This window comes from Candidatus Accumulibacter sp. ACC003, from assembly GCF_907163085.1.
GTDB lineage: Bacteria > Pseudomonadota > Gammaproteobacteria > Burkholderiales > Rhodocyclaceae > Accumulibacter.
On the sequence record NZ_CAJQTX010000006.1, the window covers coordinates 451,684 to 465,959 of the forward strand.

Genomic DNA, 14,276 nt, shown 5'->3' on the forward strand with positions numbered 1-14,276 from the left:
TAGTGTTCTCAGGCTAGCTCTGCGCTGGCGACGTGCGCCGCTCGATCGGCGACGATTTGCCGCAGTTCCGGTATGCACGATCCGCAAAAGGTACCGCATTTCCGCTTTTCCTGCAGTATCGCCAGCGTCGCGCCAGCCTCGAGGTCGGCCCTGATCTGCGCTTCGCTGACGTCGGCACAGTTGCAGAGCACGCGGCTGCGCTGCGGCAGTTTGCCCGGTCGCCGGCCGATCGGGGCGACTGCCCAACGGATCAGCGCCGGGTCGAGGCCGCCGTCGGCGCCTCCACCCTCGCCCGCGTCGGCCATGACGTCCTTGAGCCACGACTGCGCCTGGGTTTCGCCGGCCAGGCGGACGCCGATCAGTTGGCCATCGGCGGTGAGCGCTCGCTTGCTGATCTGGCGGCGGTGATCGGCATAGACGATCGCCGCGTGCTCGACGCCGAGGCCGAACAGGGCGTCGATTTCCAGCAGCCGGCTCTCCGGCAGGGCTTCGCCATGCGCCGCCTGGAAGACCACCAGCGGTGCGCCGCGACCGTAGAGGCCGACGCTGGCGAAGGCGAAGTCGCCGAGCAGCGTGCGCGCTTTTTTGAGGAGGGGAAGGGCTGCCAGTTCGCCAGTGCCGGCCTTGCGCAGAACGACCAGTTGCCACGGCAGGGCGGCCTTGCTGACGGCGACGGCGGCGTGCTTGAGTTCGGGTTGCTGCGAGAAGGGGTCGCACGCCGAGAGCGTCAGCGCGTTGACGCCGGCGCTGTTCATGAACTGGCTGCCCCAGTGCATGGGCAACCAGGCGCGGCCGCGCACCAGGCCGGCGTCGGCCGCGACGCGCACATGAATGTCGCCGCGCGGATTGGTGACGCGCACCAGATCGCCGGCGGCGAGGCTGCGCTGGCGCAGGTCGGCGGGGTGCATCGACAGCAGCGGCTGGTCGTCGAGATTGAACAGCCGGGCGACGGTGCCGGTACGGCTCATGCCGTGCCATTGATCGCGCAGGCGGCCAGAGAGCAGGGCGATCGGATACGCGGCGTCGGTGGCTTCGGCAGTTGGCCGATGCTCGACCTTGACGAAGCGGGCGCGGCCGCTGGGTGTCGGGAAGATCCCATCGGTATAGAGACGCCGGTGGCCCTTGCTGGCGCCCTCGGGAAATGGCCATTGTTGCGGGCCGACGGCGTCGAGCAGGGCATAGCTGAGGCCGCTAATGTCGAGGTCGCGGCCGCGGGTGCTCTCGCGATGTTCTTTGAAGATCGCTTCGGGATCACGGTAGGGAAACAGTTGCCCGGTCAGTGGCTGCCCGAGGCGGGCGCCGAGCCGGCGCGCGAAGTCGACGACAATTTCCCAGTCGGGCCGCGCTTCACCGGGTGCGGCAACGGCCGGCGTGAGGTGCGTGATGCAGCGCTCGGAGTTGGTGACCGTACCTTCCTTTTCTCCCCAGGTCGTCGCCGGCAGCAGCAGGTCGGCGTAGGCGGCGGTGTCGGTGTTGGCATAGGCTTCCTGGAGGACGACGAACTCGGCGGCGTCGAGCGCGGCGCGCACGGCGCTCTGGTCGGGTAGCGATTGCGCGGGGTTGGTGCAGGCGATCCAGACCGCCTTGATCTCGCCGCGCTTGAGTGCGGCAAAGAGTTCGACTGCTGCCTTGCCGGGCTGCGCGGGCACCGACGGCACGCCCCACAGGCGCGCGACTTCGGCGCGGTGTTCGGCGTTGGCGAGGTCGCGGTGCGCCGAAAGCAGGTTGGCCAGGCCACCGACTTCGCGGCCGCCCATGGCGTTCGGCTGGCCGGTCAGCGAGAAGGGGCCGGCACCCGGGCGACCGATTTGCCCGGTTGCCAGGTGCAGGTGGATCAGTGCGGCGTTGTTGTGCGTGCCGTGCGACGACTGGTTGAGGCCCTGGCAATAGAGTGACAGCGCCGCGGCGGCATTGCCGAACCAGCGCGCGGCCTGGATGATCTCGGCTTCGGCGAGCTCGCAGATGCCGGCGACGACCGCCGGCGGGTACGCGGCGACGCTCTCTTCGAGCGCGGCAAAGCCCTCGGTATGGGCGGAAATATAGTCGCGATCGACGAGTTCTTCGGCGAGCATGACGTGCAACAGGCCCATGTACAGCGCGATGTCGGTGCCGGGCTTCAGTGGCAGGTGCAGGTCGGCGATGGCGGCGGTTTCGCTGCGCCGTGGGTCGACGACGATGATCCGCAGGTCGGGATTGGCGGCGCGCGCATCCTCGATGCGGCGGAAGACGATCGGGTGCGCGATCGCCGGGTTGGCGCCGGCGATCAGCAGGCAATCGCTGTCGTCGATATCCTCGTAGCAGCACGGCGGTGCGTCGGCGCCGAGCGTCTGCTTGTAGCCGGCCACCGCCGACGACATGCACAGCCGTGAGTTGGTGTCGACGTTGTTGGTGCCGATCAGCCCCTTGGCGAGTTTGTTGAAGACGTAGTAGTCCTCGGTCAGCAACTGTCCGGAAATGTAGAAGGCGACACTGTCCGGACCGTGCGCGGCGATGGTCTCGGCAAAGCGCTCGGCGGCGTGTTCGAGTGCTTGGTCCCAGCCGACGCGCTGGCGCGGCAGCGCGCGCTGCGGCCGCAGTTGCGGGTGCAGCAGGCGATAGTCGGCGCGCGCGGTGAGGTGCAGCGACGCCCCCTTGGTGCACAGACGACCGGCGTTGGCGGGGTGCTCGGGGTCACCACGGACGCCGACGATTCGCTCGTCGTCGGTTTCGATCAGTAGGCCGCAGCCGACGCCGCAGTAACAACAGGTAGATTTGACGTGCTTGTTCATCGTTTTTGGCTCCTGCTGGTGCAAAGCAACAGCCGTGCCAGGAACGCGAATCCTTGATTTGGCTGGCGCCGCGGCGTTGCCGACGCCGATCTCGCCTGGCCGGGCGCCTGTTCCTGGTGCGCTGCGACGCCGGGCCGCCTCAAGGCGGGGCGGCGGACACGCGCAGCAGCGTCAGTGCAGACCCGTCTTGTAGAAATAGACCAGCGTCAGCACGCTACCCAGGACGACGATGAAGCGACGCAAGCTGCGCGCCGAAATACGGCGGGCGAAAAGGCCGCCGCCATAGCCGCCGAGCGTGCCGGTAACGACCATGACCAGGGTGTGCGGCCAGGAGACCGCGCCGGCGATGACGAAGGTGAGCACGGCAACCGAGTAGATCACCGCCGACAGCCAGTTCTTCAGGGCGTTGATTTCGTGTACGTCGTCGAAACCCTGGATGGCCAGCGCCGAGAGCATCAGGATGCCCATGCCGGCGCCAAAGAAGCCGCCGTAAATCGACACCAGCAATTGAAAAACAAAGCCGGCCGGCCCGATATGCCGGTCGCCGCTGCTGCGATCGCCGCTTCTGCCGTCGTTGCCGCCGGCGGGCGCTTGCAGGCGGGCGACCAGGCGCGAGATCTGCGGGCTGAAGGCGAACAGCACCGTCGCGACGAGCAGCAGCCAGGGGATCAGCTTCGAGAAAGCGGCGTTCGAAGTGGCAAGCAGCAGCAGGCCACCGGCGGCACCGCCGATGAAGGCGACCAGGGTCAGCAGCGGCAGCGACTTCCTGAAGCGCATCAATTCGTTGCGAAATGCCCAGGCGGCGGCCAGGCTGCCCGGCCACAGCGCCACCGAGTTGCTGGCGTTGGCCATCACCGGCGGTACGCCGACCGCGAGCAGCGCCGGAAACGACAGGAAAGTGCCACCGCCGGCGAGTGAGTTCATCGCGCCGGCCGCGAAAGCGGCGACGCCGATCAACGAGTAGGTGGCAAGCAGGCTGACGTCCATGGCGGCGGTGACCTTGCGGCGACGCTTCGAGCGGGTGGGAAATGACGGCAATGCGCTTTGGCAGAGCGCTGCTCAAGGTGGCCTGGAGTGTAGCACCGCGGCCAGGAAAGCGAGTTCACGCGACTGGACGGGGTGCCAAAAAAAGGGGCCATCGTCCACCGATGGCCCTCCTTGTTCACCGCCGATGACGTGCGCTCAGCCGATTCTGAAAATCCGCGAGTCCGAAGCCGAGTTCAGCGTGACGCTGATCGCTTGCTGGTGCGTCATCGGGCCCGCAAACTGCCGCCGACCGGGGGCGAGGCGAGGAACGGCATTGCTGGTGAGCGCGGCGTCGTTTCCGCGCTACTGCACCAGCGGCGTAGCCGCAGCGTCGAGGTCGACACCTTCGACGGTCGCCGCGCCGGCCAGCAGACGCACGTATTGGCGCAGCGCGGTGATGAAGGACTGTTGACGCAAGGAATTGGCGACTGCGCCGCGGACTGCCTCGAACGACTGCGCCACGCCCGCCTGGCGCTCCTGTACCTCGACGACGTGCAGCCCGAAACGGCTATGCACGAGCAAGGGCAGCACCCCGACGCCGACCTGCGCGAACAGCTCGCGGGCGAACTCTGGTGCGCAATCGCCTGTTTCAAGCCAGCCCAACTCGCCGCCCTCGGCGCCGCTGGGACAATTGGACCACTGGCGTGCGGCATTGGCAAAACCCTCGTTCGCTCGGCCGTCGTGGCAACGCACATCGAGCAGGGTGGCTTCCGCTCGCTGGCGCAAGGCCGCCACGTCCACCCCCGGCGTTACGGCAAACAGGATGTGCCGCGCGCGCACACGTTCGCCGCTACGGTAGGCGGCTTCGTGTGCGGCATGGTGGCGACGGCAGGCTTCCTCCGAAGGCTCGGGTGAGGCCAGCTCACGTTCGAGCAGCGCCTCGATGGCATCTGATGCGGCCTCGCTGATCACCCCGTCGCCCGACGGCGCGTCACTGGCGGCGAGCAGGCCGGCCGTCTGCGCCGCCTGACGCAGCAATTCGGTGCACGCGCGTTGGCGCAATTCCTCGGCGGCTGGCGTTTCGCCAGCGCTGTTAAGGGCGATTCCGTTGATGCGGGCCACTCGCTCATCGACCGTCGTATGGGTACTCATGCCAGACCTTTCGTGAGTGTTTCAGAAACCGGCGCCGGGCTGGCGCGGCTCGTTGTAGCCGGCAGGGAGGTTGAGCTGTCGGCTGCGTACCACCTGATGCGGACGAAAGACGTAGGCCAGCGTGGCAAAGCCGCTCCAGACGTGCACCAGACGGCTGAACGGGAAGAGCAGAAAAATCGTCATGCCGAGAACCAGATGCACCTTGTACGGCCAGGCGATTCCGGCCAGGCCAGCGGCGTCGCCGACGCGGAAAGTGAATACGCCCTGCGCCCAGTCGCCAAGAAGCAACATCACGCTGCCATCGGCATGGGCAAACGAGAACGGCAGGGTGATCAGGCCAAGCGTCAGCTGTACCCAGAGGATGATCAGGATGGCCAGGTCGGTGCGGTGGCTGGTCAAGCGGATGCGGTCGTCGGACATGCGGCGATGGATCAGCAGGCTCAGGCCGATGAAGCAGAAGAAGCCGGCCACGCCGCCCGCGGACATGGCGAGCACTTGCTTGTGGGCCGCACTGATGAACGGCTCGTAGACCCAGTGCGGCGTCAGCAGGCCGACCGCGTGACCAAAGAATAGAAACAGGATGCCGACGTGGAACAGGTTACTGCCCCAGCGCAGCGTGCCGGTACGCAGCATTTGCGACGAGTCGCTCTTCCACGTGTACTGATCGCGGTCGAAGCGAGCGAGGCTGCCCATCAGGAAAACCGACAGGCAAATGTACGGGTAATAGGAAAAGAAGAAGGTGTGCAGATAGGACTGAAAGGCGTTCATGCGACCGCTCCTGTTGGGGGGTTCTTCCGGACAATGTGTATCGGTTTTGGCTGGTCGGGCCGGGTCTGCCCCTGGGCAGAGCAACCGTCGAAAACCACCGGCTCTTCCCAGCTCTCGTCGAGCGGCTGCTCCGCTGCCACTTCGACGGCCTGCGCGGTGCTGCCCGCCAGTTCGAGCAGCGCGCCAAGAACGCTGGCGTAGCGACTCTGACGCTTGTGCAGGGCGCCGAAGAGGGCGTTGAGAATGTGTGCCATCTCCTCGAGAAAGGCGCGCGCCTCGCGCGCTGGCTGTGTCGACGCGAACTCGAGAACGGCCGGCAGGTAGTCGGGCAGTTCGCTGGGCGCCAAATAGAGACCGGCTTTCTCGTAAGTCTGTGCGAGATCGACCATCGCCGGGCCGCGGTCACGCGAATCGCCATGCACGTGCTCGAAGAGGTGCAGCGAGGTGGCGCGGCCACGGTCGAAAAGCTCGACGTAGTCGGCTTCGACCTGCAGTGGATGGCTGCGGCCGAGCCAGTCGATCAGGGTCTCGATTTCGGCCTGACGAGTAGCGGAAAGCGCCGCTTCACGGCGCAGGATGGCGCACATCTCCGGCAGGTGCTGGCGCATCCCGGCATCGGGATAGCTGAGCAAGGCGGCCAGCACGCGCAGGCTGCCAGAGGCTAACACGGGTCTTGACATGCTCAGACCTCCAGCTTGATGGGGATGGTGCGCTTCTTCTCGCTGCCGAAGAGGCTGGTCTCGCCTGTGCCTTCCGAGCAGCCGTTGCCGAATGAGAAGCCGCATCCGCCACGCACGTTGAAGGTGTTCTCGGCGTATTCGCGATGGGTGCTGGGGATCACGAAACGATCCTCGTAGTTGGCGATGGCCATCACGTGGTACATCTCCTCGACCTCGGCCTGGCTCATGCCGACCTGTTTCAGAACCGCGGTGTTTACCCGCTGGTCAACGTGCTTCTCGCGCTGGTAGGCACGCATCGCCAGCATCCGTTCGAGCGCGCGTACCACCGGCGCGGTATCGCCCGCGGTGAGCAGGTTGGCCAGGTACTTGACCGGGATGCGCAATTGCTTGACATCTGGTATTTCGCCGTTGCTGCCGATATCGCCGACGTGCGCTGCGGCGCTGATTGGCGACAGCGGTGGCACATACCAGACCATCGGCAGCGTGCGGTACTCGGGGTGCAGCGGCAGCGCCACTTTCCACTGCACGGCCATCTTGTAGACCGGGCTGTTGCGTGCGGCCTCCATCCACTTGTCGGGAATGCCGTCGATCGCCGCCTGTGCGATGACCGCCGGATCGTTGGGGTCAAGAAAGATCTTGAGTTGCGCGTGGTAGAGGTCGCGATCGTGCTCGACGCTGGCGGCTTCCTCGATGCGATCGGCGTCGTAGAGCAGGACACCCAGATAGCGAATGCGGCCGACGCAGGTCTCGGAACAGACCGTCGGCTGGCCGGATTCGATGCGTGGGTAGCAGAAGATGCACTTTTCGGCTTTGCCGCTTTTCCAGTTGTAGTAGATCTTCTTGTACGGGCAACCGCTGACGCACATCCGCCAGCCGCGGCATTTGTCCTGGTCGATCAGCACGATGCCGTCTTCCTCGCGCTTGTAGATCGACCCCGAGGGGCAGCTCGCCACGCACGCCGGGTTCAGGCAATGCTCGCACAGGCGCGGCAGGTACATCATGAAGGTGTTCTCGAACTGGCCGTAGATGTCCTTCTGGATGTCGTCGAAGTTGCGGTCCTTCGAGCGCTTGCTGAACTCGCCGCCGAGGATCTCTTCCCAGTTCGGGCCCCAGACGATCTTGTCCATCTGCTTGCCGGTAATCAGACTGCGCGGCCGCGCGGTCGGCGTGGCCTTCATCTGCGGTGCATTCTGCAGATGACCGTAGTCGAAGGTGAAGGGCTCGTAGTAGTCGTCGATCTCCGGCAGGTTGGGGTTGGCGAAGATGCGCATCAGCATCTTCCACTTGGCGCCCTGGCGCGGCTGGATCGACCCGTCGGCGCGGCGAACCCAGCCGCCGTTCCACTTGTCCTGGTTCTCCCATTCCTTGGGATAACCGATGCCGGGTTTGGTCTCGACGTTGTTGAACCAGGCGTATTCGACACCGGGCCGGCTGGTCCACACGTTCTTGCAGGTGACTGAACAGGTATGGCAACCGATGCACTTGTCGAGATTGAGCACCATGCCGATTTGTGCGCGTACTTTCATGACACTTCTCCATGGGCTTGCACGGGGCGGACCAACTCGTCGCCGACCGGCGTGTCCAGCCAGTCGATCTTGACCATCTTGCGTACCACCACGAACTCGTCGCGGTTGGTGCCGATGGTGCCGTAGTAGTTAAAGCCGTAGCTGAACTGCGCGTAGCCGCCGATCATGTGCGTCGGTTTGAGGACGATCCGCGTCACCGAGTTGTGGATGCCGCCGCGCGCACCGGTGATCTCCGATCCCGGCGTGTTCACGATCTTCTCCTGCGCGTGGTACATCATCACCATTCCCGGATTGACGCGCTGGCTGACCACGGCCCGCGCGGCGATCGCGCCGTTGAGGTTGAAGAGCTCGATCCAGTCGTTGTCCACGATGCCGGCGCGTTTGGCGTCGTCTTCACTGAGCCAGACGCACGGTCCGCCACGACTGAGGGTGAGCATCAGCAGGTTGTCGGTGTAGGTCGAGTGAATCCCCCACTTCTGGTGCGGCGTAATGAAGTTCAGCAGGATTTCGGGGTTGCCGTTGCTCTTCACGCCATGGATGCCGGCGGTGGTCTTCAGATCGACCGGCGGGCGGTAGCTGACGCAGCCTTCGCCAAACGCCAGCATCCACGGGTGATCGAGGTAGAACTGCTGGCGGCCGGTGAGCGTGCGCCACGGAATCAGCTCGTGCACATTGGTGTAGCCGGCATTGTAGGAAACCGTCTCGCTCTCGATGCCGCTCCAGGTCGGCGACGAGATGATCTTGCGTGGCTGCGCCTGGATATCGCGGAAACGGATCTTCTCGTCCTCGCGGTGCAACGCCAGGTGCCGGTGATCGCGGCCGGTCTGCTTGCCGAGCGCTTCCCAGGCCTTGACCGCGACGTGGCCGTTGGTTTCCGGCGCCAGCATCATCACCACCTCGCAGGCATCGATGTCGGTCTCGATCTTCGCCATGCCGAGCGTCGCGCCCTCAGCGCCCACCAGGCCGTTGAGTTCGCCGAGCTGCCTGACTTCGGTTTCGGTATTCCAGGAAATCCCCTTGCCACCGTTGCCGACCTTGTTCATCAACGGGCCGAGAGCGGTGAAACGCTTATAGACGTTGGGATAGTCGCGTTCGACGACGGCCATCTGCGGTGCGGTCTTGCCTGGAATCAGGTCGACCTCGCCGCGTTTCCAGTCCTTGACGTCGAGCGCCTGCGCGAGTTCGCCCGGCGTGTCGTGCATCAACGGCGTCAGCACCAGATCCTTTTCGACGCCGAGATGGCCGATGCACACTTCGCTGAATTTCATCGCGAAGCCCTTGTAGATATCCCAGTCGCTGCGCGCTTGCCAGGCCGGGTCTACGGCGGTCGACAGCGGGTGGATGAAGGGGTGCATGTCGCTGGTGTTGAGGTCGTTCTTCTCGTACCAGGTCGCGGTCGGCAGGACGATGTCGGAGTACAGGCAGGTGGTACTCATGCGGAAGTCAAGCGTGACCAGCAGGTCGAGCTTGCCCTCCGGCGCCTTGTCGTGCCACACCACTTCGCGCGGCTTGGCGTCGTCGTTACCGAGGTCCTTGCCCTGCACGCCGTGACTGGTGCCGAGCAGATGCTTGAGGAAGTACTCGTGCCCCTTGCCGCTTGAGCCGAGCAGGTTGGAGCGCCAGACGAACATGTTGCGCGGCCAGTTGGCCGGGTGGTCCGGGTCTTCGCAACTGAGCTGTAGCGAGCCGTCCTTGAGGCCCTTGGCCACATAATCCCTGGCGTCCATGCCGGCCACCTGAGCATCGCTGACGACCTGCATGGGGTTGGTTTTCAGTTGCGGGGCAGAAGGCAGCCAGCCCATGCGTTCGGCACGCACGTTGTAGTCGATCATGCTGCCGCCGTACGCTTTCTTGTCGGCCAGCGGCGACAGGATCTCGTCGATGCCGAGGCGCTCGTAGCGCCACTGGTCGGTATGCGCGTAGAAGAAGCTGGTGCTGTTCTGCTGGCGCGGCGGGCGGATCCAGTCGAGCGCGAAGGCCAGCGCCGTCCAGCCGGTCTGCGGCCGGAGCTTTTCCTGGCCGACGTAATGCGCCCAGCCACCACCGCTCTTGCCAATGCAACCGCACATCATCAGGATGTTGATGACGCCACGGTAGTTCATGTCGCAGTGAAACCAGTGGTTCATCGCCGCGCCGATGATCACCATCGACCGGCCTTCCGTCTTGTCGGCGTTGTCGGCGAACTGGCGGGCGACGGTGATCACCTGCTCGCGCGGCGTGCCGGTGATGCGCTCCTGCCAGGCCGGCGTATAGGGCGTGTCGTCGTCGTAGTCGGCGGCAGCGAGTTCGCCCGGCAGGCCGCGCGCGACGCCGTAGTTGGCGGCCTGCAGGTCGAACACCGTGGCGACCAGCGCGTCGCCTTTCGAGCCCAGTGAAATACGCTGCACCGGAACCGTGCGCACCAGCACATCGCCGTTCTCTCCCGGCCGCAGATTGTTCGGAAAATGCTCGCTGGCGATGCCGCCGAAGTACGGGAAACCGACCTTCGCGCTATCCTCGCCCGGCTGCTCGCCCTCGAGCAGCGACAGCTTCAGCTTGACCTCGCTCCCTTCCTGCGCTTCCTTCGCTTCGAGGTTCCACTGCCCCTGGTCGGCACGACCATCGGCTCCCCAGCGGAAACCGATGGCGCCGTTGGGAAGCACTACCCGGCCGCTTTCGTCGAAGGCAACGGTCTTCCAGTCGGGGTTGTTGGCCTGCCCGAGCTGATCATCGAAATCGGACGCGCGCAGGTAGCGGTCGGGCACCCGAATCTTCTCGCCACCGGGTAGGACGTGTTCCTTCAACATCACCAGCATCGGCAGGTCGGTATAGCGACGGGCATAGTTGTCGAAGTAGGTGCTGCGCTTGTCGAAGTAGAACTCTTTCAGGATGACGTGCCCCATCGCCATGGCGACGGCGGCGTCGGTCCCCTGCTTGGGATGCAGCCAGATGTCGGAGAGCTTGGCGACTTCGGAGTAATCGGGGGTGACGGCAACGGTCTTGGTCCCTTTGTAGCGAACCTCGGTGAAGAAGTGCGCGTCCGGCGTCCGCGTCTGCGGCACGTTCGAACCCCAGGCAATGATGAAACTCGAGTTGTACCAGTCGGCCGATTCCGGGACATCGGTCTGCTCGCCCCAGACCTGCGGGCTGGACGGTGGCAGGTCGCAATACCAGTCGTAGAAACTCATGCAGACACCGCCGATCAGGCTCAGGTAGCGGCTGCCGGCTGCATAGCTGACCATCGACATCGCCGGGATCGGCGAGAAACCGATGACCCGATCGGGTCCGTACTTCTTGATCGTGTAGACGTTGGCCGCGGCGACGATCTCGTTGACTTCGTCCCAATTCGAACGCACGAAACCGCCGAGTCCGCGCACGCTCTGGTACTCGCGCCGCTTGGCGTCGGATTCGACGATCGCTGTCCAGGCCTCGACCGGGCTCTTGCTCGCCCTTGCGTCACGCCAGCTCTTCAGCAGCTGGCCGCGAACCATCGGGTACTTCACCCGGTTGGCGCTGTACAGGTACCAGCTGTAGCTGGCGCCACGGGCGCAGCCGCGTGGCTCATGGTTGGGCATGTCCCAGCGGGTGCGGGGATAGTCGGTCTGCTGCGTTTCCCAGGTGACGATACCGCCCTTGACGTAGATCTTCCACGAGCAAGACCCGGTGCAGTTCACACCGTGCGTCGAGCGCACGATCTTGTCGTGCGCCCAGCGGTTGCGATAGGCGTCCTCCCAGGTCCGGTCTTCACCGGTGACGACGCCGTGGCCGTCGGAAAAGGGTTCCCGCGGTTGGGAGAAATAGCTCAGTCGATCGAGAAAGTGGCTCATACGGTTTTCCCAGGAGAGTGGCGTTGGAATACGGGCAATAGGCTGATCATGGATTTTTCACGTAGGCGTTGGCACGCAGGTAGAACCACCAGTTGAGGAACAGGCACAGGCCGTAGAACACCGCAAAACCGTACATCGCCATTTGCGGTGTACCGGCCTTGATCTGCTGACCGATGACCACCGGCGCAATAAAGGCGCCGTAGGCGGCGACGGCCGAGGTCCAGCCCAGCACCGGGCCGGCCTGCTGGCGGTCGAAGATGATGCCGATGCTGCGGAAAGTCGAACCGTTGCCGATGCCGCTGGCCGCGAAGAGCACGATGAACAGCAGCATGAACGGCAGGAAGTACTGCTCGGGAGTCGCCGACTCATAGGCCTGCATCATCACGTAGCCGACCGCCACCGAGGCCACGACCATCGCCGCCGAGACCCACTGCGTGACGATCGAGCCGCCGACCTTGTCGGAGACCCAGCCGCCGACCGGGCGGATCAGCGCGCCGACGAAGGGGCCGATCCAGGCGAAGGCGAGCACCGCCGGTGCGTTCGGGTTACTCGCCGTATGCTGCATGACGCCAGCGGCATCGCGCACGTGACTGATGCCGAAAATCACTTTCATCGACAGCGGCAGCGCCATCGAGAAGCCGATGAACGAGCCGAAAGTGACGATATAGAGAGTGGTCATCGCCCAGGTGTGCTTGTTGCGGAAGATCTCGAACTGCTTGGTAACGCCCTCTTTCATCGGGCCGAAGGCCGCCATTTTCATCACCAGCAGCGCCATGATGATGTCCAGCGGAATGGCCACCCACATATTGAGCAGACCCAGCCCGGTCGGCGCCGGCAGGTACAGGTAGAGCATGAAGATCGACGGCACGAAAGCCAGCGTGTACAGGTAGGTGATCTTGGCGAAAGCGACGACGGGATTGCCGGTGGCCGGCGAGATGGTCTTCAGGTTGTTCATGCCGAACCAGCACAACGCGGCCAAGGGCACCAGCGACAGCACCCAGGCAAAGCCGGCGTTCTGGATCCAGGTCTGCGTTCCGGCGGGGATCTTGCCGAAGATCCAGCCGCTATCCTTGATCAGGGTCATCGGCTCACCGCCAAAGCCACCGAAGATGCCGAGGGTCATGACCAGCGGAATGACCACCTGCATGGTCGTCACGCCGAAATTGCCGAGGCCCGCATTCAGGCCCAGGCCGGTGCCCTGCAGGCGCTTCGGGAAGAAGGTGGCTGATATTGGACATCGAGCTGGCGAAGTTGCCGCCGCCGACGCCCGACCATAGCGCCATCAGCTGGAAGGACCACAGCGGCCAGTCGGTGTGCTGCAGCACGATGCCGGTACCGATCGCTGGCGCGAGCAGCATCGCCGTCGTCAGAAGATGGTGTTGCGCCCGCCGGCCAGGCGGATAAGGAAGGAAGCGGGTATGCGCATCGTCGCACCGGCGATGCCGGCGATGGCGGTCAGCGTGAACAGCTCGGCCTGGGTGAACGGAAGCCCAGGTTGAGCATCTGCACGGTGATGATTCCCCACATGCCCCAGACCGCGAAGCCGCACAGCAGTGCCGGGATCGAGATCCACAGGTTGCGATAGGCGACGCGTTTACCGGTGGATTCCCAGAAGGATTCGTCCTCGGGTCGCCAGTCGGCGATATCGGCCGAGTTGTCGCACTGTGCGTTCGCTGGTTGCGGCTTGTTCATCGTGATTCCTCTGTGCAGGGGTCTTGGGTTCGGTGCTCACCCGCGGCTCTGCACCGCGGGTTTCTCGTTCCGGTGAGCGCGGAGGGCTGGGTGTGCTGGGTGACGTGGCGGCTTGCTGCAGGGTTTCAGTTAAGCCCCATCGGTTCGGGCGCGGCGAGCCGGCCGCTCTTGGCGGCGCTCAGTGGGCGCACTTCTGCGAAGTACATCCACATCAGGGACACCCAGACGATACCGAACATCAGCATGAACGCCGACGAGCGCAGACCGGTCAGGGTCTACCAGCGCGCCGAAGAGGATCGGCAGGGATAAGCCGCCCATACCGCCGGCGAGGCCGACAATACCCGACACCACGCCGATGTTGTGCGGGTAGTCGTCGGCGATGTACTTGAACACCGATGCCTTGCCGATGGCAAAGGAGATGCCCATGGTGAACATGATGATCGTGAACACCGTCGGATTGAGCCCAATGTGGAAGGTCTTCGGCCCGGACACCGTGTGAATGGTGAAGTCACTCTGCGGATAGGAAAGGAAGAAGAGGCAGACAAGTCCGACCCAGAGCACCCACCAGGTGACCGAATGGGCGCCGTACTTGTCAGAAAACCAGCCGCCGATCGCACGCAGCAATCCGCCCGGGATACTGAAACCAGCGGCCAGCAGGGCCGCGACCTGAATATCGAAACCGTACTCGCTGATGTAGTACTTGGTCATCCACAATGCCAGGGCGACGTAGCCGCCAAAGACGATCGAGTAATACTGGCTGTAGCGCCAAACGGCTGGATCCTTCAGTGCTTTCAACTGCTCCAGGACAGTAACCTGTGATGCCCCTGTGCTATGGTCGCGCTCGGTTAAAGTAATACCCATAACAGCACGCCGTCCACCAGCATGAGCACGGCATAGACTTTCGGAACCATCGGGGGT

General features: G+C 64.4%; 7 protein-coding genes and 2 pseudogenes. All 9 read right to left on the reverse strand.

Annotated elements, in window-relative coordinates; all coding sequences use genetic code 11:
* Nucleotides 1-8 precede the first annotated feature (8 nt).
* On the reverse strand, nt 9-2,768 hold the full coding sequence (locus QZ656_RS15360; RefSeq protein WP_291994201.1) for a nitrate reductase: 2,760 nt from the start codon (nt 2,766-2,768) through the stop codon (nt 9-11).
* 171 nt (nt 2,769-2,939) lie between these two features.
* Entirely contained in the window at nt 2,940-3,755 is an 816-nt protein-coding gene (locus tag QZ656_RS15365; protein ID WP_291994230.1) for a sulfite exporter TauE/SafE family protein, read from the reverse strand.
* A 342-nt stretch (nt 3,756-4,097) separates the two neighbouring features.
* A complete protein-coding gene (locus QZ656_RS15370; RefSeq protein WP_291994202.1) occupies nt 4,098-4,886 on the reverse strand; it encodes a peptidylprolyl isomerase in 789 nt (262 codons plus the stop codon).
* Between the two features lie 21 nt (nt 4,887-4,907).
* Entirely contained in the window at nt 4,908-5,654 is a 747-nt protein-coding gene (narI, locus tag QZ656_RS15375) for a respiratory nitrate reductase subunit gamma (protein WP_291994203.1), read from the reverse strand.
* On the reverse strand, nt 5,651-6,334 hold the full coding sequence (narJ, locus tag QZ656_RS15380) for a nitrate reductase molybdenum cofactor assembly chaperone (RefSeq protein ID WP_291994204.1): 684 nt from the start codon (nt 6,332-6,334) through the stop codon (nt 5,651-5,653). The genes narI and narJ overlap by 4 nt, the downstream gene beginning before the upstream one ends.
* 2 nt (nt 6,335-6,336) lie before the next feature.
* Entirely contained in the window at nt 6,337-7,860 is a 1,524-nt protein-coding gene (narH, locus tag QZ656_RS15385; RefSeq protein ID WP_291994205.1) for a nitrate reductase subunit beta, read from the reverse strand.
* Nucleotides 7,857-11,666 carry a nitrate reductase subunit alpha gene (locus tag QZ656_RS15390; RefSeq protein ID WP_291994206.1) on the reverse strand — a complete coding sequence of 1,270 codons (3,810 nt, stop codon included), beginning with the start codon at nt 11,664-11,666 and terminating at the stop codon, nt 7,857-7,859. Before QZ656_RS15390 ends, narH begins: the two co-directional genes overlap by 4 nt.
* Before the next feature lie 46 nt (nt 11,667-11,712).
* Nucleotides 11,713-13,358: pseudogene (locus tag QZ656_RS15395) on the reverse strand (antiporter).
* Nucleotides 13,359-13,483: 125 nt separating this feature from the next.
* Nucleotides 13,484-14,276 (reverse strand): annotated as a pseudogene (locus tag QZ656_RS15400) (MFS transporter); the annotation flags it as partial.